The organism is Methylobacterium sp. NEAU K, assembly GCF_030700285.1.
Lineage (GTDB): Bacteria > Pseudomonadota > Alphaproteobacteria > Rhizobiales > Beijerinckiaceae > Methylobacterium.
Genome location: NZ_JAUYZJ010000025.1, coordinates 56,170 through 78,629 on the forward strand (window position 1 = coordinate 56,170; position 22,460 = coordinate 78,629).

The window sequence follows — 22,460 nt, forward strand, 5'->3', positions numbered from 1 at the left end:
CCTGGATTGCCACTTTTGCCCGTTTTCTTTGTCCGGATCTACCCGATCCTGGGCGCCGCATCACGGTCGCTCGGGTTGCGGATGCCGACCTTCAGCCCGCCAGCGGCACCTCCAGGCGGAAGCAGGCGCCTTCGCCGGTCCGCGGCGTTGTGAGGCTGCCGCCGAGCTGCCGGGTGAGGCTGCCGACGACGCGCATGCCGAGGCTCCGCGAGGTGCGCCCGATCTCGAAATCCGCCGGCAGCCCGACCCCGTCATCGGCCACCTCGACCACGAAGGCGTCGCGTTCGCGCTCGGCCCGGACCCGGATCTCGCCGCCCTCCGGGCGGGTCTCGGGCGGGTAGGCGTATTTGAGCGCGTTGGTGACGAGTTCGTTGACCAGCAGCCCGATCGGGATCGCCCGGTCGGCCGAGATCCTCTGCGGCGCGGCCGTGCAGGCGAGCCGCCGGCCCGGCGCGCCGCTGGCGAGGTTGGCCACCAGCTTCTCCAGGAAGGGGGCGAGGTCGAGTTCGCCGGGCACGCCTTCGCCCTCCCCCTCCCCGGCTCCGTCTCCTTGCCGCCAGAGCTGGTCGTGGACGCTCGCGATCGCCTCGACGCGGTTGCGCGCATCCGTCAGGGCCGTCTGCACGGCGGGCTCGGCCTCGGCGGCCCGGGCCTGGAGGGCGAGCAGGCTCGCCACGATGGCGAGGCTGTTCTTGACCCGGTGGCTCATCTCGCGGGCGAGCAGGTCCTGGCGGGCCAGCGCGGCGCGCAGCAGGCTCTCGGTGCGCAGGCGCTCGATCGCGCCTCCGAGCAGGTTGGCGAATCCCTGCATGAAGGCGATGTCGGCCTCCTCGAACATGCCCTCGCGGGTGTCGTCCACCTCCAGCACGCCGAAGGCGCCGTCCCGATTCTCGATCAGCACGTTGATCGCCCGGCGGATGCCGTGGTCGGCCATGAGCTGCGGCGTGCGGAAGCGGGTCTCGTCGGCGAGGTGGTTCGAGATCACCGGCCGGCCCGTCTTGAGGGCGAAGCCCGCCGGGGAGGCGAGGTCGGCCCCGACCCGGGCCTGCCCGATCACGTCGGGTCCCCAGCCGATTCCCGCGCGCACCAGCAGCTGGTCCTCGCCGCGCCGGTACTCCAGGGCCTTGCAGAACTCGGCGCCCATCCCCTGCGCGCACAGCTCCGCGGCGCGCTGCAACAGGTGGTCGACATCGGTGCCGCGCAGGGCCTCGACGCCGAACTCGGACAGGATCGCCTGCTGGCGCAGGCGGTAGCCGAGATCGGGACGTGCAGGCTCCTGCGACGCGTCCGGGCTGGGTTCCACTTCGGTCTGGTCGATATGCGCGGTCATGAGGGCTGGGAGACTAGCAGGAAGGTTGGCCCGGGGCGACGCAGGTCTACGGGCCAAGCCGCACCCGTCATCGCGCCCGTCGTCGCACCCGTCTTCGACATCCCTGCCCGCCCCGGAGCCTCCGGCTTCGTCCGGCGCTCCGTCAGTCCGACCCGTCTCGCGGGATGCCGACAAGCGATGGCCACAGGGCCGACGATGTGAACGGACGCTCCGGCAAGGCGCTCTCGATCGTCGCCTGCGCGGCCTGCCACCGCCTCGTGGCGGATCCGGTATCGGCCTCGGGCAGGCCGCGCGGGGCCTAGGGCCGTGCGCCTCATGATCCCGGGCAGGAACAGAGATCGCGCGTTCCGCAGCGCCCGGTGAGCTTCCGTCCGGCTGCGACATCCAGGTCTTGGATATGGGGGAACGCCCCCGGCCCAGGAGGCCTTCTCCCGCACCGAGACCATGGAGCGCACGATGACCGGCAAGGCCAAGGTGAAGTCCGGAGACGACGTGACCTACAGGTGGGGCAAGGGCACCGTCGCGGGCGCGGTGACCAAGGTCCACACCGAGGACGTCGAGAAGACCATCAAGGGCAACACGGTCAAGCGCGCGGCCTCGAAGGACGAGCCGGCCGTAGAGATCAAGACCGATAAGGGCAAGACCGTGCTCAAGTCCGTCACCGAGGTCACCGTCAAGTAAGCGGATCCGCGCAGGCTGCCTGCGCGGTGAGTTCGCGCACATCATCCCCGTCCCGGGTCTCGCCGGGGCGGGGGTGGCGGCTATCTGTAACGGTTCCAGACTTCGCGAAGCCGGGACCCTGCATGACCATTCCCCTCAGGCTCACCCTGAACGGGCAGACGCGCGCGATCGCCCTCGAGGACCCGCGCATCACCCTCCTCGACCTCCTGCGCGAGCGCCTCGGCCTGACCGGCGCCAAGAAGGGCTGCGACCGCGGCCAGTGCGGCGCCTGCACCGTCCTGGTGGACGGGCGGCGGATCAATGCCTGCCTGACGCTGGCCGCGAGCCTCGACGGGGCCGAGGTGCTGACCATCGAGGGGCTGGCCGAGGGCGACCGGCTGCACCCGGTCCAGGCGGCCTTCATCGCCCATGACGGCTTCCAGTGCGGCTTCTGCACCCCCGGCCAGATCATGAGCGCGGTGGGCCTGATCCGCGAGGGCCATGCCGGCACCGATCCCGAGCGCATCCGCGAGGGCATGAGCGGCAATCTCTGCCGCTGCGGCGCCTATGCGGGCATCCTGGAGGCGGTGAGGGACGCCGCCGGCCAGACGGAACACCGGGAGGACGCGGCGTGAGGACGTTCGACTACATCCGTCCGGCGAGCCTGCCGGAGGCCGTCGCGGCCGGGCAGCAGCCGGACACGGCCTATCTCGCCGCCGGCACCAACCTGGTCGACCTGATGAAGGGCGGCGTCGCCACGCCCGCCCGGATCGTCGACATCACCCGGCTGCCCGGCCTGTCGGCCATCGAGCGGCTGCCGGACGGCGGCACCCGGGTCGGCGCCCTCGTGCGCAACAGCGACCTGGCCTACGACGCGGCCTTCGCCGAGACCTACCCGATGGTCGCCGAAGCCCTGCTGGCGGGCGCCTCGGCGCAGCTGCGCAACGCCGCCACCGTCGGCGGCAACCTGATGCAGCGCACCCGCTGCCCGTACTTCACCGACGCCGTCTCGCCCTGCAACAAGCGCGAGCCCGGCGCCGGCTGCGCGGCCCTCGGGCACGCCACCCGCATCCATGCCGTGCAGGGCTGGAGCGAGCACTGCATCGCTACCCACCCGTCGGATTTCTGCGTGCCGCTCGTCGCCCTCGACGCGGTGGTGGAGATCGCCGGGCCGGACGGGGAGCGCACCGTCCCGCTCACCGCGTTCCACCACCTCCCCGGCGACCACCCGGAGCGGGAGACGGCCCTGCGGCCGGGCGAGCTGATCACCGCCCTGCGCCTGCCGCCCGAGGCGGCCGCGTTCCAGGGGAACGCCCGCTACCTCAAGGTCCGCGACCGCACCTCCTACGCCTTCGCGGTGGTCTCGGCCGCTGCCGCCCTCACGCTTGACGGTGGGACGATCGGCCGGGCCCGGCTCGCCTTCGGCGGACTGGCGCTCAAGCCCTGGCGGGTGGAGGAGGCCGAGGCCGCTCTGGTCGGCCACGCGCCCTCCCCCGAGGCCTACGCCAAGGCCGCCGCCCTCGCCCTCGACGGCGCCCGGCCCACCGGCGAGGCCAACGCCTTCAAGATCGAACTCGCCCGCCGCGTCGCGGTCCGGGCGCTGACGCTGGCGGCCGCCGGGACGCCCGCCCGGATCCCGGCGCTCCCCGCCTCCCCGTTCGGCATCGTCTGAGGACAGACCGCATGACCGCGACCTCCATGCCCGCATCGAACCTGCCCGCCGGCTCCGTCCGCCACGGCTCCAGCATCGGCCAGCCGCTGACCCGGCGCGACGGCCCCCTCAAGGTGACGGGCCAAGCCCGCTTCTCCGCCGACAACCTGCCCCCCGGCACGCTCCACGCGGCGCTCTGCGTCGCCCGGATCGCCAGGGGGCGCGTCACCGGCCTCGACGTCGCCGCCGCCGGGGCCCATCCGGGCGTCGTCGCCGTGATGACCCCGGAGAACGCCCCGACGCTCGCCAAGGACCCGGACGCCAAGGACGGGCCCTTCATATTCCGCCTCGATCTCCTGCAGAACGATAAGGTCCGCTACGCGAACCAGCCGATCGCCGTGGTGATCGCCGAGACCCTCGAGGCCGCGACCGAGGGGGCCCGGCTGCTGGCGCCGACCTACGCGGCCGAGACGCCGCGGATCGGCCTCGACGCCGGGGAGGTCTTCACGCCGGATTCCGTCGGCGTCGGCGCGCCCCCGGCCGAGAGCGACGGCGATGTCGAGGCCGGCCTCGCGGCCGCGTCGAAGACGATCGCCGCCACCTACGAGACGCCGGCCCAGTACCACAACGCCATGGAGCCGCACGCGGCCGTGGCCGCCTGGGACGGCGACCGGCTGACGCTCCACATGCCGACCCAGGGGCTGGCGATCTCCCAGGGGCGGCTCGCCGGGCTGTTCGGCATCAAGCCCACCGACATCCACATCGAGAGCCCCTATCTCGGCGGCGGCTTCGGCTCGAAGGGCGTGCCCGCGGGGCCGCAGGTGCTGGCCTGCATGGCGGCGCGGCTCGTCGGGCGGCCCGTGAAGCTGGTGCCGACCCGGTCGCAGATGTACGGCCCGATGGGCCATCGCGGCCCGACCCGGCAGACACTCCGGCTCGGCAGCGACGCCGCCGGCAAGCTCACCGCGCTGGATCACCACATCCTCACGGCGTCCTCGAGCTTCGACGACTTCTTCGAGCCGGCGGGCCGCGCCACCAGCACCCTCTACGCCAGCCCGGCCATCGCCATCCGGCACGAGGCGGTGCGCCTCGACACCGGCACGCCGCTGTTCATGCGCGCGCCCGGCGAGGCCACCGGCAGCGTCGCCCTGGAGAGCGCGCTCGACGAGATGGCCCACGAACTCGGCCTGGACCCGCTGGACTTCCGGCTCGCCAACTACGCCGAGGTCGAGCCGATCACGGGGAAACCGTTCTCCTCGAAGGCCCTGCGCGAATGCTACCGGCGCGGCGCCGAGGCGTTCGGCTGGGCCGGGCGCCCGCTGCAGCCCCGCCAGACCCGGGACAAGGACGGGTTCCTGGTCGGCACCGGCATGGGCACCGCCACCTTCCCGGCCCTGATCTTCGAGGGGATGGCCCGGGCCGAGATCCGCGCCGACGGCACCGGCACGGTGGAGCTCGGCGCCATCGACATGGGCCAGGGCGCCTGGACGGCGCTCGCCCAGATCGCCGCCGACGGGCTCGGGATCGGCCTGGAGGCCCTCACCTTCCGGATGGGCTCCTCGGACCTGCCGAACGCCGGCATCGCGGGCGGCTCCGGCCACACCGCCACGGCCGGCAACGCAATCCACGCGGCCGCCCAGGACGCGATCGGCCAGCTCGCTGCGCTCGCCACCAATGACCCCGCATCCCCGCTCTACGGCGCGGGCAATGCCGGCGTCACCGCCGCGGGCGGGCGGCTGACCCGGCGCGACGACCCAAGCCGGAGCGAGTCCTTCTCGGACATCCTCACGCGCGCCGGGCGGGCGCGCATCGAGGGCAAGGGCAAGGCCGGGGCCGACCCGGCGGCCCAGAAGTCCTACGCCATGCATGCCCACGGCGCGGTCTTCGCCGAGGTGAAGGTCGATCCCGACCTCGGCCAGATCCGGGTGAGCCGGCTGGTCGGGGCCTTCGCGGCCGGCCGGGTGATCAACCCGCGGCTGGTCCAGAGCCAGTATTACGGCGGGATGATCTGGGGCCTGTCCTTCGCCCTGCACGAGCGGGCCGAGATGGACCCGCGCACCGGCCGCTTCCTCAACGACAACCTCGCCGAGTACCACGTGCCGGTGAACGCCGACATTCCCCCCATGGAGGCGATCCTGGTGCACGAGGACGATGCCGTGGTGAACGCGCTCGGCGTGAAGGGCGTCGGCGAGATCGGCATCACCGGCACGGTGGGCGCCATCGCCAACGCGGTCTGGCACGCCACCGGCGTGCGGGTGCGCGACATGCCGATCACGCTGGACAAGCTGCTGGGCTGATCGCACCGCCGCGGATTTTCCCGTATGGGGCATGCCGATAGCGGCAGCGAGGAGACCGGCATGCCCCTCACCAGCGACCTCCGCGGCGTCGTGCCGATCGCCCCGACGCCGTTCCACCCGGACGGGCGGATCGACGACGTGTCCCTCGACCGGATGACCGACTACTTCGGCGCCGCGGGGGTCGACGGCCTGACGATCCTCGGCCAGCTCGGCGAGGCCGGCAAGCTCGACCACGCGGAGGGCCTCGCGGTGGCCAGGCGCGTCCTCGGGCGCACCCGGCTCCCCGTGATCGTCGGCGTCACGGCGCCGGGCTTCGCGGCCATGCGGGCGCTCGCCCGAGAGGTGATGGAGCTGGGCGCGGCCGGCGTGATGATCGCGCCGCCGAACACGCTCCGCACCGACGATCAGGTGGTCGGCTACTACCGCAATGCGGTCGAGGCGATCGGGCCGGACATCCCCTTCGTCCTGCAGGATTATCCCCTCACCTTCTCGGTCCAGATGACCCCGGCGGTGATCCGCCGGATCGTGTCGGACAACCCCTCCTGCGTGATGCTCAAGCACGAGGACTGGCCGGGGCTGGAGAAGATCTCGACCCTGCGCGGCTTCGAGGCGGACGGCTCGATGCGCCACATCGCGATCCTGGTGGGCAACGGCGGCCTGTTTCTGGACTTCGAGACCGAGCGCGGCGCCGACGGGGCCAATACCGGCTACGCCTTCCCGGAGATGCTGGTCGACGTGGTCCGCCTCGGCCGGGCGGGGGAGCGCGACGCCGCCCACGACCTGTTCGACGCCCACCTCCCCTATCTGCGCTACGAGCAGCAGCAGGGCCCGCTGGGGCTCGCCGTGCGCAAATACGTGTTCCAGCGCCGGGGGATCTTTGCGTCCGACGCCCAGCGCAAGCCGTCCCAGGCGCTCACCCCGCAGGCCAAGGCCGAGATCGAATACCTGCTGGCGCGCCTCGCCCGCACCGATCCGCGGGCGAAGATCTAGGATTCACAAGGGCCCGGCCCTTTGGAAACCCCGTCCGGCCGCTCAGTCCAGACTGTAGGCGATCACTGAGTCGCCGGGCGTGGTCCCCAGCGAGCCGTGGCCGCCGGCCGCGATCACCACGTATTGCCGTCCGTCCTTGCCCCGGTAGGTCATCGGGGTCGCCTGGCCACCCGCCGGCAGCGTCCTGGACCACAGGATCTCACCGGTCTGCATGTCGTAGCCGCGGATCACGTCGTCGAGGGTGGCGCCGGTGAACGCGACGCCGCCGGCCGTGGTCAGGGTGCCGCCATGAGCCAGCACGCCCATCGCGAACGGGATCGGGACGGTGACGCCGGCGATCCTCTGCCCCGCGACGGTGCCGTTGCGGTGCTTCCAGGCGGTGGTGCCGTCCGCGAGGTTCACCCCGACCCGCACCCCCCAGGGCGGCGCGTTGCAGGGGACGCCCAGCGCCGAGCGCATATGCGCGATCGAGACCGCGTAGGGGCCGCCGAGATTCTCGTTGGCCGGCTTCGCTTCGGGATCGGACGAGAGCAGGCGCTTGTTCGGCTCGTCCTCGGGGCGCCGATGCAACTGGTAGATGTAGGGCAGGAATTGCGGCGTCGCGATCATCCAGTGGTTGACCGGATCGACGGCCACCGAGCCCCAATTGAACACCCCGATATTGCCCGGCCAGACGATCGCGCCGCCCGATGCCTGGGGCGGGGTGAACGGGTTGCCGTCGTATCGGTTCGACCGGAAGGCGATGCGGCACTGGATCTGGTCGAACGGCGTCGTGCCCCACATGGCGGCTTCGGTCAGCGGCGGCGGGGTGAAGCGGAGCGCCGACATCGGCTGGGTCTGCGCGAGCGCCTCGCCCGGGATGTCGGTCTCGGTGGAGACTGTCATGGGCTCGACCGGCACGATCGGGTCGCCGGTGCGGCGGTCGAGGACCCAGATGTTGCCGATCTTGGTCGGAATCAGGATCGCCGGGACCGTCGAACCCTGGTGCGGCAGGGAGAGCAGGACCGGCTGGGACGGGTTGTCCCGGTCCCACAGGTCGTGGGACGCGGTCTGGAACTTCCAGACCAGCCGGCCGGTCTTCAGGTCGAGCGCCGCCAGGGCGTCGATGAAGGCCTCGTCCGATTTCGACCGGGAGAGTCCAACCTGGTCGGGCGACCGGTTCCCGAACGGGACGTAGACCTGCCCGAGCGCCTCGTCCGCCGAGAGCTGGGTCCAGGCCACCGCCGAGTTCGGCTCGTAAAGGCCGCCGGCCTTGAGCGGCGCGGTTTCGTCGGGCTTGCCGGCATCGAACTTCCAGACGATCGCGCCGGTGCGCACGTCGTAGGCGCGGATCACCCCCGACGGGTTGGTCTCGTAGTAGTTGTCGGCGATCGCACTGCCGAGGATCGCGAGGTCTCGGGTGACCAGCGGCGCCGAGGTCTCCTGGTAGGTCGCCCGCTGGAGGCCCGGCATCTGCGCCTTCAGGTCGACCGAGCCGCCCTCCCCGAAGCTCTTGCACGGCGCGCCGGTCTCGGCGTTCAGCGCGTAGAGGCGCGCATCCACCGAGGCCGCGAGAATCCGGCGCGGGCATTCGGCGATCGCGGCCGCGACCGCCTGCGCGGTCGCCGGGTCTGTCTCGGCCGGCGGCAGAGTGCCGGTCGAGTCGTTGTAGGACACGCCGCGGCAGGTCTGGTGCTGGTACTGGGCGTCCCGCTGCATCCTGGGGTCGAAGGCCCAGACCAGCCGGCCGGTCTCCGGCTCCAGCGCCTGGACGATGCTGTGCGGGGTGCAGACATAGAGCAGCCCGTTCACCTTAATCGGCGTCGCCTCGAAGGTGTATTCCTTCGAATCGGTCTTGTCGCCCTCGCGCAGGTCGCCGGTGTGATGCTCCCAGGCCACTTTCAGGTCCCGGACATTGCCGGCGTGGATGTCCCTCAGCGCCGAGTAACGCTGGCCGAGATTGGTACCGCCATAGGCGACCCAGTCGTCGGCCGGATAGGGGACGCCGCTCGGGTCGATGGCGGCATTCCCGGCGTCGGCGACCTTCGGCAGGCTGCCCCGGGTCTCGACCGGATCGGAAAACCACGCCGCGACGCTCGAGGCCGCGATGATCGCCACGACGGCGCGGAGCGCGAGCGGGCCGTTCCCGAGGCTCGGGGCCCAGAGCCTTTCGGGCGCGTCCCGCAGGCCTGAAGCGACGAAGGGCAGGCACAGCAGCAGGCCGAGGACGAGGATCAGCGCGCCGCGCGGGATCCATTGCCACTTGTCGAAGCCGACCTCGTGGATCGTCCAGGCGAACGCGGCCGCCAGCGTCAGGGCATAGAGCCCGAGGCCGCTCTGGCGGCTGCGGCCGAGCCGGACCCCGGAGGCGACCAGGCCGAGGCCGATCACGAGGTAGAACGGCGATCCTCCGACGCGGGCAAGCTCGGACCCGAAGACGAGAAGGGCGAGGCCCAGCAAGGCGGTCAAAAGGGCCAGGATCTTGACTGCCATGGCGATCGGATCTGCCCTTGTGACGGTCGATATGTCTGCGGTTCCCGGGCCGGTGCCCGACGGAATACGCGAGCGCCGTCCCGAATCGGGCCGCTTATAGTCATCGTAGCTGGTCCCGGGCTGTGCGGCGGCCTCCCGGATGCGGCCGGCAGGAGCGGCCGCGCCGTGCGCCCTCCCCCGCGTGGTCTCTGGCGTCCACACGACGCAGTCCGCGTCGTCTGCGCGATGAGGGCTTTCGGGGAGACATCGGACATGGGGGCAGAGGGCGCCCCCGCGCTCGATCCTGCGCCAGCCCCAGCCCGGGCCCCTCCCCGCAACAGGGACGGAAAGCCGCCTTTTTCAGATGCCTGCTGCCGAACCCGATGATCTGCCCGGAAGGAGAGGGAACCCGCATCCGTTCCGCAGGCACGGCGGCTCACCGAGGCCGCCTCGGGTCCAGGCCCCTTCCTCCCGGGCCGGGGCCCCGGCGCTCACGTCCCCGCCCTGCCCTCCGACCGCAGGGCGACCGTGTCGCCGTCGCGCAGGGCGGCCGGTGGACCGACGACGACGCGCTCGCCGCCTTTCAGGCCGTCGCGCAGCTCCAGCACCGTCCCGGTCTGGCGGAAGATCGTCACCGGGCGCATCCGCACCAGGGTGGTCCCGTCCCCCGCCGCCTCGACCACCGCCACCCGGGTCCCGTCCTGATTGAAGATCAGGGCGTCGTTCGGCACCGTCACTGCGGGGGAGACCCGGGGGATCGCCAGCGTGATGGTGATGTAGAGGCCGGCCTGCAGGGCGTGGTTCGGGTTGGGGATGTCGACCTGCGTCACCAGCGTGCGCGAGGCGTAGAGCAGCGTCGTCGACGTGCGCGAGACCGTGCCGGGGAAGATCCTTCCGGGGCTCTGCGCCACCTCGACCTGTGCCTCGAGCCCGTCGCGGACGCCGTCGGCGGCGTAGAGCGGCACGTTCACCGCCATGCGCAGCACGTCGTCCCGGGCCAGCGTCAGGAGCGGCGCGCCCGTATTGGTGTCCGCCGTCACCGCATCGCCGACATCGTTGTTGCGGGTGGTCACCACCCCGTCGAAGGGCGCGCGGATCTCCTCGAAGCTGGTCAGGACCCTGAGCCGGGCGACCTGGGCCTCCTGGGCGGCGATGTTGGCCTCCGCGACCTTCACGGCGGCCTTGGCGGCGTCGACATTGGCGGTCTGGGCCAGCACCCCGGCCTGCGACGTGTCGGCATTCTGCCGGGTCTCGACCCCGGTGCCGGCCAGCGTCGAGGTCCGCCGGTTGGTCACGTCCGCGAGGTGGCGGTTGGCCTCGGCCTGGTCGACCATCGCGCGCGCCTGGATCAGGGCCGCCTGCAGCTGCAGCACCTGGGACTGCGCCTGGACCAGCTGCTGGTCGAGGTCGGGCGCGCTGATCCGGAACAGCAGGTCGCCCTTCTTCACGGGCGAGCCGATATCAACCTTGCGCTCGACGATGTAGCCGGTCGCCCGCGGGTAGAGGCTCGCCGTGTCGAACGCCTGGGTGGTGCCGGTCTGGGTCAGGCTCAGGGTGTCGGAGGCCCGCTGCGCGGTGGCGACCCGCACGGTCCGCAGCTTCGCTGGCTCGCGCTGCGGCGGGCTCGCCGCCCGGGACGCCTCCGGCCAGTGGCGGTAGCCGAGGAATCCGACGCCCGCCAGCGCCAGCAGGGCGAACCACAGGCGGCCGCGCGGCGCGGGGATGTCGGCCCCGCCCGCGGGTGAGATGTCCCGGTCCACCATCCTCGCCCTCGGGTCGCGCCGAGCATCATGCGCCGCGATGGCGCCCTGCCCCTCGGCCCGGCGCCCGCCGGGGCCGCAATGCATATCGTATTCCCTTCATAGACCGTCGGCGGGCTCCGGGCGAGATGCCGCAGCGCACGATCCAGTCAGCCCGGGGATCCTCCCGTCCCGCCTCCGGTTACCCCGCCACACATCAGGGACGTGAGACGCGATGACCGAAATCTCCAGGCGCGCCATCATCGCCGGCGGTGCGATGGCGGCCTCCCCCGCGCTGGCGCAATCCTCCGGCCCGGCTCCGCTGCCGCCCCGGCGCGGAGCGAAGGGCGCCGACATCCTAGGCCCGAAGAACCCGGCCCGGGCCGCCGAGGAGCCGTTCACCCTGGCCCCGCCGGCCACCGACCACGGCACGATGCCGAACCTGAAATGGTCGTTCTCCGACAGCCACATGCGGCTGGAGGAGGGGGGCTGGGCGCGCCAGACCACGGTGCGCGAGCTGCCGGTCTCCAAGGCCATGGCGGGGGTCAACATGCGGCTCCAGGCCGGCGCGGTGCGCGAGATGCACTGGCACAAGGAGGCCGAGTGGGCCTACATGATCAAGGGCAAGGCCCGGATCACCGCGGTCGACCAGGACGGGCGCACCTTCGCGGACGATGTCGGCGAGGGCGACCTCTGGTACTTCCCGGGGGGCATCCCGCATTCGATCCAGGGGCTCGCGGCCGACGGGATCGACGGCTGCGAGTTCCTGCTGGTGTTCGACGACGGCGGCTTCTCGGAGGATTCGACCTTCCTGCTGACCGACTGGCTGGCGCACACGCCGAAGGACGTGCTCGCCAAGAATTTCGGCCTGCCCGAGAGCGCCTTCGCCAACATCCCCGAGACGGAACTCTACATCTTCCCGGGGCCCCAGCCGGGCCCGCTATCGGCCGACCTCACGGGCGGCGCCGGCGAGATCCCGAAGACATTCAGCCACCGGATGCTGGCGCAGGAGCCGATCCGCACGAAGGGCGGGCGCGTGCGCATCACCGATTCCACGGTGTTCCCGGCCTCGGTCACGATCGCGGCGGCTTTGGTCGAGGTCGAGCCCGGCGGGATGCGCGAGCTGCACTGGCACCCGAACGGCGACGAGTGGCAGTACTATCTCTCGGGGACGGGGCGGATGACGGTGTTCGGCTCGGAATCGAAGGCGCGCACCTTCGACTACCAGGCCGGCGACGTGGGCTACGTGCCCTACGCCATGGGCCACTATATCGAGAATACCGGCGACACGACGCTGACCGTCCTGGAGATGTTCAAGAGCCCGCGCTACGCCGACATCTCGCTGACGCAGTGGCTGGCCCTGACCCCGCACCCCCTGGTGCAGGCCCATACCCGGATGGACCCCAAGCTCGTCGAGGCCCTGCGGGCGGCGAAGGCCCCGGTCGTGCCGGGTTGACGCGGCCCGGAACCCCGGCCACCTCTGGTGCGTCGATCCCGTAGACGTTCCGGCAGATACGACGGAGAGAGCCATGCGCGCAGCCCGTCGCGCGTTCCTTGCCCTGGTGCTTGCCCTCCCGGGGGGCGCCGCCTGGGCGCAGGTTCAGCCGAACGACCCGAACGCCGCCAACGCCTCGTTCGGCCTGCAGAGCCAGATCCGGACCCTCAACCAGCAGCGGGTCTCGGATTTCAACACGCTGACCATGCGCATCCAGCGCAACGTCCAGTACCAACCCCAGGTCCCCTACCACGGCCTCTACGGGGGGCGCCGCGCCGGCCGGCACGGCGTCGTGCGGTCCCCCCGGGGTGGCTTCAACACGCGCGTGTGCATCGGCTGCTGACCCGCGCAGAGCCGGCATAGCGGGGACAGCCCGAAAAAAACCTTTTCCCGCACGCAGGCTTGGCCCAGAAGCAGGGCCCATGGTGGCGTGCGCATGAATATTCTCCTGATCGGCTCGGGCGGCCGCGAGCACGCTCTGGCTTGGCGTCTGGCCAAGAGCCCGCTCTGCACCCGCCTGTTCACCGCGCCCGGCAATCCCGGCACGGCCCGCCACGGCACCAACCGGCCGGACCTCATGGTCACCGACCACGCCGCGGTGGCCGCCTTCTGCGCCGCGGAATCGATCGGCCTCGTGGTGGTCGGCCCCGAGGCGCCCCTGGTCGCCGGACTGGTCGACGACCTGAAGGCCGCCGGGATCCGCGCCTTCGGGCCGACCCGCGATGCCGCCCGGCTCGAAGGCTCGAAGGGCTTCACCAAGGATCTGTGCGCCGCCTGCGGCATCCCCACCGCCGCCTTCGCGCGCTTCGCGGCCCTGGACCCGGCCCTGGCCTATGTCCGCCAGCAGGGTGCCCCGATCGTCGTGAAGGCCGACGGGCTCGCCGCCGGCAAGGGCGTCACCGTCGCCGAGACCCTGGACCAGGCCGAGGACGCGCTGGCCGCTTTGTTCGAAGAACCCGGCGCCGAAGTGGTGGTCGAGGCGTGTCTCTTCGGAGAAGAGGCGAGTTTCTTCGCATTGTGCGACGGGACCCGCGCAATCCCGCTCGGCACCGCGCAGGACCACAAGCGCGTGTTCGACGGCGACCGCGGCCCCAACACCGGCGGCATGGGCGCCTATTCCCCGGCCCGGGTCGTCACCCCGGAGATCGAGGCCCGGGTCATGGCCGAGATCATCATGCCGACGCTGGCGGGCATGCGGGCCCGGGGCTGCCCGTTCACCGGCATCCTGTATGCCGGCCTGATGCTCACCGCGGACGGGCCCAAGCTGATCGAGTACAACACCCGCTTCGGCGATCCCGAGGCTCAGGTGCTGATGCCGCGCCTCTCCTCCGACCTCGTGCCCGCCCTGCTCTCGGCCTGCGAGGGGGACCTCTCCGGGGTCACGCTGGAATTCGATGCCCACCGGGCCGCGCTCACGGTGGTGATGGCGGCGGCCGGCTATCCGGGCGCCGTGGTGCGGGGCTCGGTGATCCGGGGAATCGACGAGGCCGAGGGCGACGGCCTGTTCGTGTTCCAGGCCGGGACCCGCGCCGAGGGCGGACAGCTGCTCGCCGACGGCGGCCGGGTGCTGGCGGTCACGGCGCTCGGCGACAGCGTCACGGATGCCAAGGCCCGCGCCTATGCGGCGGTGGCCCGGATCGACTGGCCGGAGGGTTTCTGCCGCCGCGATATCGGGTTTCGCGCGGTGGCTCGGGAGGCGGGCGACCGGGAGACCTGATCGGCCCTACTCCCCGACCGCCGCGCCGGCCGGCCGCCGGTTGTCGTTGGCGCCGTAGAGCAGGCCCGGGCGCATCCGCTCCGTGCGCGACGCATCGTTGCCCGAGGAGGCCGCCTCGGGGGTCGCCGGCGCGGTGGCCCGCACCGCGATCAGCTCCTGCGCACCCCAGGGCGTCTGCTCCACGAGGGTGTGCCCCATGCCCCGCAGGATCGCCTTGGTGTCCGCCGAGAGCGCGAAGGGTTCGGCATAGACCGTGTCGGGCAGCCACTGGTGATGGATGCGCGGGGCGTCCACGGCCTGCTGCGGCTCCATCCCGAAATCCAGCATGTTGATGATGGTCTGCGCGTTGATCGTGATGATCCGCGAGCCGCCCGGCGAGCCCGCGACCATCGCGACCCTGCCGTCGCGCAGCACGAGGGTGGGGGCCATCGACGAGAGCGGGCGCTTGCCCGGCGCGATCGCGTTCCGCGACCCCTGGACGAGGCCGAACAGGTTCGGCACGCCGGGCTTGACCGTGAAGTCGTCCATCTCGTCGTTCAGGAAGAACCCGGTCTCGCCCGCGATCACCCCGGCGCCGAAATAGCCGTTGATCGTGTAGGTGAGCGAGACCGCGTTGCCGTCCCGGTCCATCACCGAGATGTGGGTCGTCTCGGGCCTCTCCGCGGACAGGCTGCCGGGATCCGGGCGGATCTCGGCGGACGGGGTCGCCCGGTCCGGCCGGATCGAGGCCCGGAGCTGCGCCGCGTAGGCCGGCGACAGGAGCTGGGCCACCGGATTGGTCCCGAAGGCCGGGTCGCCGAGCAGCATGTTGCGGTCGGCATAGGCGCGCCGCATCGCTTCGACCATCAGATGCACGGTCCGGGCGGAATTGAAGCCCGCCACCCGCAGGTCGTAGCCGTCGAGGATGCCGAGGATCTCGCACAATGTCGTGCCGCCGGACGAGGGCGGGGGCGCCGACAGGATGGTCACGCCCCGGTAGCGGCAGGTGAGCGGCTCCGACTCGGTCACCGTGTAGGCGGCGAAGTCGGCCGCATTCAGCAGGCCGCCCCCCGCCCGCGCGGCCGCCTCCACCTGACGGGGGATGGCACCCTTGTAGAACGCGTCCGAACCGGTCTCGGCGATCGCCCGGAGGGTGCGGGCGAGATCGGCCTGGACCAGCCGGTCCCCGGGGCGCCAGGGGCTGCCGTCCGGGCGCAGGAAGATCCGCGCGACGTTCGCCTGCCCGGCAAACAGCGCCGTGCCGGAGTCCAGGATGTCGGTGTCGCCGCGGGTCAGCACGAACCCGTCCCGGGCGAGCGCGATCGCCGGCGCCATCACCTGCGCCAGCGGCAGGGTCCCGTACTCGGACAGCGCCGTGTTCAAGCCGAGCACGGTGCCGGGGACCCCGGCCGCCTTCCAGCCCCGCAGGCTCGCGCCCTTCACGACGCTGCCGGCGGCGTCGAGATACATGTCGCGGCTGGCCGCCCCGGGGGCCGTCTCGCGGAAATTGATGAAGCGGCTCTGGCCGTCGGCCCGGTGGAGGACCATGAAGCCGCCACCGCCGAGATTGCCGCAGCACGGATTCACCACCGCCTCGGCATAGGCCACCGCCACCGCCGCATCGACGGCGTTGCCGCCCGCCTTGAGGATGTCGGCGCCCGCCTGCGAGGCGAGGCGCTGGGACGACACCACCATCCCGTTCTCGGCTTCCACGGCCGGTCCCGAGGCGGCCCGCGCGCCGGGCGCCCCGAGCGCCAGCAGGAATCCGAGGAGCAGCGCGCGTGCCGGTGCGATCATCCGTGCCCTTCCGATGCGGGTCCCTGCGCCGAACCCGGCCAGGGCGCCATATAGGGCCGACGAGACGATCCGCTCCTCCAATCGGGAGGGAACCCGGCCCCGGCGGCCGGTCCGGCCTCAGCCGTTGCGGAACGTGTAGCTGTAGCCGTTGAGCGCCGGCGCGCCGCCGAGATGGGCGTAGAGCACCTTCGAGCCCTTCGGGAAGAAGCCCTTCTTCACGAGATCGATCATGCCCTGCATGGATTTGCCCTCGTAGACCGGGTCGGTGATCATCCCCTCGAGCCGGGCGGAGAGCCGGATCGCCTCCACGGTTTCCCGCGAGGGCACGCCGTAGACCGGGTAGGCGTAGTCCTCGTTGAGCACCACGTCGTCGGCCACGATGTCGCCCGCGCCGATCAGCGCCGCGGTGTTCTGGGCGATGTCGAGCACCTGGGCCTTGGTCTGGGCCGGGGTGCAGGAGGCGTCGATGCCGATGACGTTGCGGGCGCGCCCGTCCGCGGCGAAGCCGACGACCATGCCGGCATGGGTCGAGCCGGTGACCGTGCAGACCACCACGTAGTCGAAGCGCAGGCCCATCAGCGTCTCCTGGGCCCGTACCTCCTCGGCGAAGCCCACATAGCCGAGGCCGCCGAACTTGTGCACCGAGGCGCCGGCCGGGATCGCGTAGGGCTTGCCGCCCTCGGCCTCGACCTCGGCCAGGGCGCGCCGCCACGAGTCGCGGATGCCGATGTCGAAGCCGTCATCCACGAGCTGCGTCTGGGCACCCATGATCCGCGACAGGAGGATGTTGCCGACCCGGTCGTAGACCGCATCCTCGTGGGGCACCCAGGCCTCCTGGATCAGGCGGCACTTCATCCCGAGCTTGGCGGCGACCGCCGCGACCATGCGGGTGTGGTTCGATTGCACGCCGCCGATCGAGACCAGCGTGTCGGCCCCGCTCTTGATCGCGTCCGGCACGATGTATTCGAGCTTGCGCAGCTTGTTGCCGCCGAAGGCGAGGCCGGAATTGCAATCCTCGCGCTTGGCGAAGATCTCGACCTCGCCGCCGAGATGGGCCGAGAGCCGCTTGAGCGGCTCGATCGGCGTCGGGCCGAAGGTCAGGGGATAGCGCTCGAATTTGTCCAGCATCGGGTCTCTCCGGGTCTCGGGGCACGCCCCCGGCAGCCGGCATCGATCCGGCGCGGATGCGTCACGGCGAGGCCCCGGAACGGCCGGGGCGAGGGCCGGTCCCGCCTCCGAGGCGCGACGGAAAGCTAACCGAGATCGTTTGAAAGGTGCTCTCGATCTCGGTGGATCTTCGGCTCTTATCTTGCGGGCCGCAGCATGAAAACCGACATTGATTCCGGGTTGGCGCGAGAAAACGAAAGAATCATCCATGTCCGCAGGGCTCGACCGGATCGACCTGAAAATCCTGCGCCTGCTGCAGACGGACGGGCGCATGGCCAATGCCGAGCTCGCCGAGCGGTCCGGCACCAGCGCGGCCACCTGCCACCGCCGGATCCAGCGCCTGTTCGCGGACGGGTTCGTGCGGGCGGTCCGGGCGCTGATCGATCCGGCCCGGGTCGGCCGCGGCACCCTGGTCTTCGTCGGCGTCGTGCTCGACCGCTCGACGCCCGAGAGCTTCTCGGCCTTCGAGGCCGCCGTGCGGGCGATCCCGGTGCTCCTCGACTGCCACCTCGTGGCCGGCGACTTCGACTACATCCTGAAGATCCGCGTCTCCGACATGGCCGACTTCAACCGCCTCCACAGCGCGACGCTGATCGGCCTGCCGGGCGTGCGCCAGACCCGCACCTTCTTCGTGATGAAGGAGGTGATCGACAACGCGCCCCTCGACCTCTGACCGAAGACCCTGGCTTCGAACGGTCCGGGACCTTTTCGGGTGCAGGGCGAAGCCCTGCTGGTGAGCGTCGCGCGAGGCATCGGGGCTCTGCCCTGATCACCCGCCAAGGGGCTCGCCCCTTGGAACCCCCTCGACGCGCGTGGCCCCTACCCCTCCCCGCGCCGCTCCCTCCGCAGGGCCTCCCAGCGGGCGAGGCGCTCGCCCAGGCGGCTCTCGTAGCCGCGCTCGGTGGGCTCGTAGAGGTGCTGGCGCCCGAGCGCGTCGGGCCAGTAATCCTGGCCCGAGAAGGCGTCGGGCTCGTCGTGGTCGTAGCGGTAGCCCTCGCCGTAGCCGATCCGCCTCATCAGCTTGGTCGGCGCGTTGAGGATGGTGCGCGGCGGCGGCAGCGAGCCGGCCTCCTTGGCGAGCCGTGTGGCGGCCTTGTAGGCGGTGTAGACCGCGTTCGATTTCGGCGCGCAGGCGAGGTAGATCGCGGCCTGGGCCAGCGCCAGCTCACCCTCGGGGCTGCCGAGGAAGTCGAAGGCGTCCTTGGCGGCGTTGGCCACCACCAGGGCCTGCGGGTCGGCGAGCCCGATATCCTCCACCGCCATGCGCACGAGCCGGCGGGCGATGAACAGCCGGTCCTCGCCGGCGTCGAGCATCCGGCAGAGATAGTACAGGGCCGCGTCCGGATCCGAGCCGCGCACGGTCTTATGCAGCGCCGAGATCAGGTTGTAGTGGCCCTCCTGGGCCTTGTCGTAGATCGGCGCGCGCCGCTGCACGATCTGCTGCAGGGCCTCGGCGCCCAGGACCTCGCCGGGTTGCGCCGAGCGCCAGACCTCCTCGGCCAGCGTCAGTGCTGCCCGCCCGTCGCCGTCGGCCATCCGCACCAGCACCCCCCGCGCCTCCTCGGTGAGCGGCAGGGGCCGGCCGGTGAGCGCCTCGGCCCGGACCAGCAGCCGCGCGATGGCCCCCGGGTCCAGCGCCCGGAACAGCAGCACCCGTGCCCGCGACAGCAAAGCCGCGTTCAGCTCGAACGAGGGATTTTCCGTGGTGGCGCCCACCAGGGTGACGGTGCCGTCCTCCATCACCGGCAGGAAAGCGTCGAGCTGCGCCCGGTTGAACCGGTGGATCTCGTCGACGAACAGCAGGGTCGCCTGCCCGGTCGCCCGGCGCCTGCGGGCGGCCTCGAACACCTTGCGCAGGTCGGGCACGCCCGAGAAGATCGCCGAAATCTGCTCGAAATGCAGGTCGGTGCCCTGGGCCAGCAGACGCGCCACCGTGGTCTTGCCGGTGCCGGGCGGCCCCCAGAAGATCAGCGAGCCGAGGCTGCGCCCCCGCAGCAGGCGGGTGAGGGCCCCGCCCTCCCCGGTGAGGTGCTCCTGGCCGACGACCTCCGCCAGGGTCTGCGGGCGCAGCCGGTCCGCGAGGGGGCGGGCGGCCTCAGCACCGGGGTTTGGGACCGGTGCAAGGCCAGGCGCGGCGGGAGGATCGGCCGAGGCGAACAGGTCGGACATCCGCGCATCAACACCGGGCCCGGCGGTGGGCGCAACCCAGGAACCGGAGCTTGCCCACGGCCGCACACCGGTCCCGGACATCGCCTCGAACGGTGGTTGCCGGCTTTCGGACGACGACGATGGGCCATCGGGATCCGGGAGCCTCGCCCCGGATCCGGTCTTCAGGACGAGGCGTTCGAGGTCAGCCGCTGAACACCGAGGTCAGGACCTCGCCGTTGCGGTTGATCGCGATCTCCCAGGAATTGAGGCTGTTGCGGGTGACGCGGTCGAGATCCTTGGTGGTCGGCACCGGCATGCCGTTCACCGAGACGATCACGTCGCCCTTCTGCAGGCCGACACGGGCGGCGACGGAATTCTCGTCCACCGCCTGCACGGCTACGCCGTCGACGGGGAAGTCGACCTGCATCTCCTCGGCCACCGCCGGCGAGGTGTTGACCAGGGTCGCGCCCAGGAACGGCGAGCGCGTCCGCACCTTGAGCACGTCGCGGGGGCGCGTCTCCGGGGCGGGGACGAGCTTGACCGGGACGGTCTGGCGGGCCGTACCGCGCAGGATCCCGAAGCGGGCCTGGCCCTGGATGCCCTTGAGCGCGAAGCGATAGCCGAACGCCTCCGGATCGGCGACCTCCTGGCCGTCGACCGTCAGGATCAGGTCGCCGCGCTTCAGGGCCGCCTCGTCGGCCGGGCTCTTGGGCTGCAGGCTCGCCACCAGCACGCCGGTCGGGTGATCGAGGCCCATGCTGTCGGCGATGTCGGGGGTGACGCTCTGGATGCGGGCGCCGAGCCAGGGCCGGCGCACGACGCTCGCCCCCTCGCGCGCCGCCTCGACCACCGCCTTGACCATGCCGACGGGAATCGCGAAGCCGATGCCGTGGCTGCCGCCGGACTGCGAGTAGATCGCCGTGTTGATGCCGACCAATTGGCCCCGCAGGTCGACCAGGGCGCCGCCCGAATTGCCCGGGTTGATCGCCGCGTCGGTCTGGATGAAGTACTGGTAATCCGCCGAGCCGACCTGCGTGCGCGCCAGCGCCGAGACGATGCCCTGCGTCACCGTCTGGCCGACGCCGAACGGGTTGCCGATCGCCATCACGAAATCGCCGACCTCGAGCGCGTCGGCGTCGCCGAATGGCATCGGCACCAGGCCCTTCGGCGCGTCCTTGAGCTTGAGCACCGCGAGGTCGGTTCGGGTGTCGCGCATCACGATGGCCGCCTCGAACTCGCGGCGGTCGGAGAGCGCGACGCGCACCTCGTTCATGTTGTCGATGACGTGGTTGTTGGTGATGACGAGGCCGTCGGCATCCACCAGCACGCCCGAACCCAGCGACTTCTGGGCCCGGTCTCCCCGGGGCCCGCGACCGCCGTCCGGCTCGCCGAAGAAGCGGCGCATGAACTCCTCCATGGCGCTGGTGCGCGCGCTGGAGCGCTTGTCGACATGGGAGGCGTAGACGTTCACCACGGAGGGCGCAGCCCGCTTCACCACGGGGGCGAAGGAGAGCTGCACGTCGCTCCTGCTGAGGGGCACCACCTTGGCTGTCCCCTCCTTCGCGGGCCCGGGCGCCTCCGTGCGCGCCATCTGCGCCGCGGCGGGGCCGACGGCCAGCAAGGTTGCGACGAGAGCGGGCAGGGCGAGGCGGATCAGCATGCGGGGCTCCGGCGGCGGGTCGGGCGCGCCGTCGGGGTCGGCGGCGGCGTGCCGTGCGGCCTACGCTATCGGGGCCGATTGCGGCAGGCCCGCGACACCTTTGCCGGAAACGGGCCGGATCCGCTCGCCGCGGGCCAAGCCCGGGACGCTCAGGCGACTTCCCTGCTGCGAGCGCGGCGCTTCTTCGCGGGCGCGGGTTCCGGCTCGGAGACCGGCACGGCGAACTTCCGGCGCTGCTGGCCGAGGCCCAGCGAGCGGGCGAGCTGCGAGCGCTGCTCGGAATAGCTCTGAGCGGTCATCGGATAATCGGGATCGAGGCCCCACTTGGTGCGGTAGGCCTCGGGGGTCAGGCCGCGCAGGGTGAGGTGGCGGCGCAGGGTCTTGTAGGGCTTTCCGTCCTCGAACGAGATCAGGAAGTCGGGCGTCACCGAGCGCCGGATCTCCTGCGCGGTCGCCTTGACGGGTGCAGCCGCGCTCTGGCCGCCGGCACAGACGCCACGGATCGCGTCGTGAACGTCGTTGAGGAGTCTTGGCAGATCCGCGCTCTGGACGTGGTTGTTGCTCACATAAGCCGAGACGATCTCGGACGCGAGCGTGATGAAGCGGGTCCTGTCGTCATCGAGCTGAGTCATGTCGCGTGCGCTGCCTTCCCGTGATGACGAAATTCGCCAGAACGCAAGCACAGCGTCGCGATTTCGCAGATCGATACAATCGCATTTCGATGACGCGTCAAGTCTCAAATGCGGCTTCCGCGTATATGTTCAGAAACGGCGCAAGAAGAGATGCATTGAAAGATCAACCTCAAGGAAAATGATCCCGCGCGATCTCGCTTGCGCACAATCGACATGGATGAGGCGGGGGACGTGCCGGAACGCGGCGGATTTCTACATGCGGGATCCGGCCACGCTTGGGGAATAAGGCACTAGCCCATGGCTGCGCCGGCTTGCGGATATGCCCGCGCGAGGCGAACGCTGGATGCCGGCATCCCGACGTGCTGCAATGCGAGCGACGTTGTGCAACCCCAGGGTGCCCGTCGTCCGGTGTGGGCGGAACGCCCCAGCGGGCGAATAGCGGTGCAAGACGCAGGCGGCCGGAGGGGGCTGAGCAGGCGCTTACGGCTCAGGCAACCGGCGGCCTGGCGACGCGCCGGTGGCGTTCTGCCTGCAGACGGGTGGTGGTTCGGCTTTGTCCGCCGCGACCCGGCCGCTCAGCCACTTCGGGTCAAGGGTCATGGGGCGGCAGCGGGCAAGGATGATCCCGGAACGCCAAACGCCGGCCCGCTTGTTGGAGCGGGCCGGCGTTGTGTCGGGTGTCTGGTGTGTGTGTTTGGTTGCGGGGACAGGATTTGAACCTGTGACCTTCAGGTTATGAGCCTGACG

General features: G+C 71.4%; 17 protein-coding genes. 9 read left to right on the plus strand and 8 right to left on the minus strand.

Going from position 1 to position 22,460, the window contains the following annotated elements:
* Positions 1-91: 91 nt before the first annotated feature.
* Positions 92-1,330, minus strand: coding sequence for a sensor histidine kinase (locus Q8W67_RS19080; protein WP_305548591.1), 1,239 nt, complete (start codon positions 1,328-1,330; stop codon positions 92-94).
* Between the two features lie 444 nt (positions 1,331-1,774).
* Between Q8W67_RS19080 and Q8W67_RS19085 the strand changes: the two genes are divergently transcribed.
* From Q8W67_RS19085 to Q8W67_RS19105, 5 genes are all read left to right on the plus strand, one after another.
* The gene (locus tag Q8W67_RS19085; protein ID WP_305548593.1) at positions 1,775-2,011 is read left to right on the plus strand and encodes a DUF2945 domain-containing protein; all 237 of its coding nucleotides are present in this window, start codon (positions 1,775-1,777) and stop codon (positions 2,009-2,011) included.
* A gap of 122 nt (positions 2,012-2,133) precedes the next feature.
* A complete protein-coding gene (locus tag Q8W67_RS19090; protein WP_305548595.1) occupies positions 2,134-2,625 on the plus strand; it encodes a (2Fe-2S)-binding protein in 492 nt (163 codons plus the stop codon).
* Complete coding sequence (locus tag Q8W67_RS19095; RefSeq protein WP_305548597.1) at positions 2,622-3,662, plus strand: xanthine dehydrogenase family protein subunit M; 1,041 nt, start codon at positions 2,622-2,624, stop codon at positions 3,660-3,662. The genes Q8W67_RS19090 and Q8W67_RS19095 overlap by 4 nt, the downstream gene beginning before the upstream one ends.
* An 11-nt stretch (positions 3,663-3,673) precedes the next feature.
* Positions 3,674-5,938 (plus strand): xanthine dehydrogenase family protein molybdopterin-binding subunit, encoded by a 2,265-nt coding sequence (locus Q8W67_RS19100; RefSeq protein ID WP_305548599.1) that lies wholly within the window; start codon positions 3,674-3,676, stop codon positions 5,936-5,938.
* Between the two features lie 60 nt (positions 5,939-5,998).
* Positions 5,999-6,928 carry a dihydrodipicolinate synthase family protein gene (locus Q8W67_RS19105; RefSeq protein WP_305548601.1) on the plus strand — a complete coding sequence of 310 codons (930 nt, stop codon included), beginning with the start codon at positions 5,999-6,001 and terminating at the stop codon, positions 6,926-6,928.
* Between the two features lie 42 nt (positions 6,929-6,970).
* Here the strand turns inward: Q8W67_RS19105 and Q8W67_RS19110 are convergent, their stop codons facing one another.
* Entirely contained in the window at positions 6,971-9,400 is a 2,430-nt protein-coding gene (locus tag Q8W67_RS19110) for a membrane-bound PQQ-dependent dehydrogenase, glucose/quinate/shikimate family (protein WP_305548603.1), read from the minus strand.
* Between the two features lie 470 nt (positions 9,401-9,870).
* Positions 9,871-11,142, minus strand: a complete 1,272-nt coding sequence (locus Q8W67_RS19115) for an efflux RND transporter periplasmic adaptor subunit (RefSeq protein WP_305548605.1) — start codon at positions 11,140-11,142, stop codon at positions 9,871-9,873.
* 211 nt (positions 11,143-11,353) lie between these two features.
* Between Q8W67_RS19115 and Q8W67_RS19120 the strand changes: the two genes are divergently transcribed.
* The 3 genes from Q8W67_RS19120 (at position 11,354) to purD (ending at position 14,330) form a co-directional block, all read left to right on the plus strand.
* The gene (locus Q8W67_RS19120) at positions 11,354-12,574 is read left to right on the plus strand and encodes an oxalate decarboxylase family bicupin (RefSeq protein ID WP_305548607.1); all 1,221 of its coding nucleotides are present in this window, start codon (positions 11,354-11,356) and stop codon (positions 12,572-12,574) included.
* A 73-nt stretch (positions 12,575-12,647) separates the two neighbouring features.
* Positions 12,648-12,956, plus strand: coding sequence for a hypothetical protein (locus tag Q8W67_RS19125; protein WP_305548609.1), 309 nt, complete (start codon positions 12,648-12,650; stop codon positions 12,954-12,956).
* 93 nt (positions 12,957-13,049) lie between these two features.
* Positions 13,050-14,330, plus strand: coding sequence for a phosphoribosylamine--glycine ligase (purD, locus tag Q8W67_RS19130; RefSeq protein WP_305548611.1), 1,281 nt, complete (start codon positions 13,050-13,052; stop codon positions 14,328-14,330).
* Positions 14,331-14,336: 6 nt separating this feature from the next.
* Here purD and ggt read toward each other — a convergent pair whose 3' ends face one another.
* Positions 14,337-16,106 carry a gamma-glutamyltransferase gene (ggt, locus tag Q8W67_RS19135; protein ID WP_305548614.1) on the minus strand — a complete coding sequence of 590 codons (1,770 nt, stop codon included), beginning with the start codon at positions 16,104-16,106 and terminating at the stop codon, positions 14,337-14,339.
* A 117-nt stretch (positions 16,107-16,223) separates the two neighbouring features.
* The gene (locus tag Q8W67_RS19140) at positions 16,224-17,234 is read right to left on the minus strand and encodes a 1-aminocyclopropane-1-carboxylate deaminase (RefSeq protein ID WP_305548616.1); all 1,011 of its coding nucleotides are present in this window, start codon (positions 17,232-17,234) and stop codon (positions 16,224-16,226) included.
* 247 nt (positions 17,235-17,481) lie between these two features.
* Here Q8W67_RS19140 and Q8W67_RS19145 point away from each other — a divergent pair, with 247 nt between their 5' ends.
* Entirely contained in the window at positions 17,482-17,946 is a 465-nt protein-coding gene (locus Q8W67_RS19145; RefSeq protein ID WP_305548626.1) for an Lrp/AsnC family transcriptional regulator, read from the plus strand.
* Between the two features lie 146 nt (positions 17,947-18,092).
* Here the strand turns inward: Q8W67_RS19145 and Q8W67_RS19150 are convergent, their stop codons facing one another.
* The 3 genes from Q8W67_RS19150 to Q8W67_RS19160 all read right to left on the minus strand — a co-directional run bounded on the left by Q8W67_RS19150 (position 18,093) and on the right by Q8W67_RS19160 (position 21,713).
* A complete protein-coding gene (locus Q8W67_RS19150) occupies positions 18,093-19,442 on the minus strand; it encodes a replication-associated recombination protein A (protein WP_305548629.1) in 1,350 nt (449 codons plus the stop codon).
* A 181-nt stretch (positions 19,443-19,623) separates the two neighbouring features.
* Positions 19,624-21,081: a Do family serine endopeptidase gene (locus Q8W67_RS19155; protein ID WP_305548631.1), complete on the minus strand. Its 1,458-nt coding sequence runs from the start codon at positions 21,079-21,081 to the stop codon at positions 19,624-19,626.
* A gap of 149 nt (positions 21,082-21,230) precedes the next feature.
* Positions 21,231-21,713, minus strand: a complete 483-nt coding sequence (locus Q8W67_RS19160; RefSeq protein ID WP_305548634.1) for a MucR family transcriptional regulator — start codon at positions 21,711-21,713, stop codon at positions 21,231-21,233.
* Between the last annotated feature and the right edge of the window lie 747 nt (positions 21,714-22,460).

Coding starts and splice junctions, on each gene's coding strand:
- Q8W67_RS19150 (WP_305548629.1), bottom strand. CDS start 19,442: ATGTCCGACCTGTTCGCCTCGGCCGATCCTCCCGCCGCGCCTGGCCTT.
- Q8W67_RS19100 (WP_305548599.1), top strand. CDS start 3,674: ATGACCGCGACCTCCATGCCCGCATCGAACCTGCCCGCCGGCTCCGTC.
- ggt (WP_305548614.1), bottom strand. CDS start 16,106: ATGATCGCACCGGCACGCGCGCTGCTCCTCGGATTCCTGCTGGCGCTC.
- Q8W67_RS19110 (WP_305548603.1), bottom strand. CDS start 9,400: ATGGCAGTCAAGATCCTGGCCCTTTTGACCGCCTTGCTGGGCCTCGCC.
- Q8W67_RS19090 (WP_305548595.1), top strand. CDS start 2,134: ATGACCATTCCCCTCAGGCTCACCCTGAACGGGCAGACGCGCGCGATC.
- Q8W67_RS19080 (WP_305548591.1), bottom strand. CDS start 1,330: ATGACCGCGCATATCGACCAGACCGAAGTGGAACCCAGCCCGGACGCG.
- purD (WP_305548611.1), top strand. CDS start 13,050: ATGAATATTCTCCTGATCGGCTCGGGCGGCCGCGAGCACGCTCTGGCT.
- Q8W67_RS19155 (WP_305548631.1), bottom strand. CDS start 21,081: ATGCTGATCCGCCTCGCCCTGCCCGCTCTCGTCGCAACCTTGCTGGCC.
- Q8W67_RS19140 (WP_305548616.1), bottom strand. CDS start 17,234: ATGCTGGACAAATTCGAGCGCTATCCCCTGACCTTCGGCCCGACGCCG.
- Q8W67_RS19115 (WP_305548605.1), bottom strand. CDS start 11,142: ATGGTGGACCGGGACATCTCACCCGCGGGCGGGGCCGACATCCCCGCG.
- Q8W67_RS19145 (WP_305548626.1), top strand. CDS start 17,482: ATGTCCGCAGGGCTCGACCGGATCGACCTGAAAATCCTGCGCCTGCTG.
- Q8W67_RS19160 (WP_305548634.1), bottom strand. CDS start 21,713: ATGACTCAGCTCGATGACGACAGGACCCGCTTCATCACGCTCGCGTCC.
- Q8W67_RS19085 (WP_305548593.1), top strand. CDS start 1,775: ATGGAGCGCACGATGACCGGCAAGGCCAAGGTGAAGTCCGGAGACGAC.
- Q8W67_RS19105 (WP_305548601.1), top strand. CDS start 5,999: ATGCCCCTCACCAGCGACCTCCGCGGCGTCGTGCCGATCGCCCCGACG.
- Q8W67_RS19125 (WP_305548609.1), top strand. CDS start 12,648: ATGCGCGCAGCCCGTCGCGCGTTCCTTGCCCTGGTGCTTGCCCTCCCG.
- Q8W67_RS19120 (WP_305548607.1), top strand. CDS start 11,354: ATGACCGAAATCTCCAGGCGCGCCATCATCGCCGGCGGTGCGATGGCG.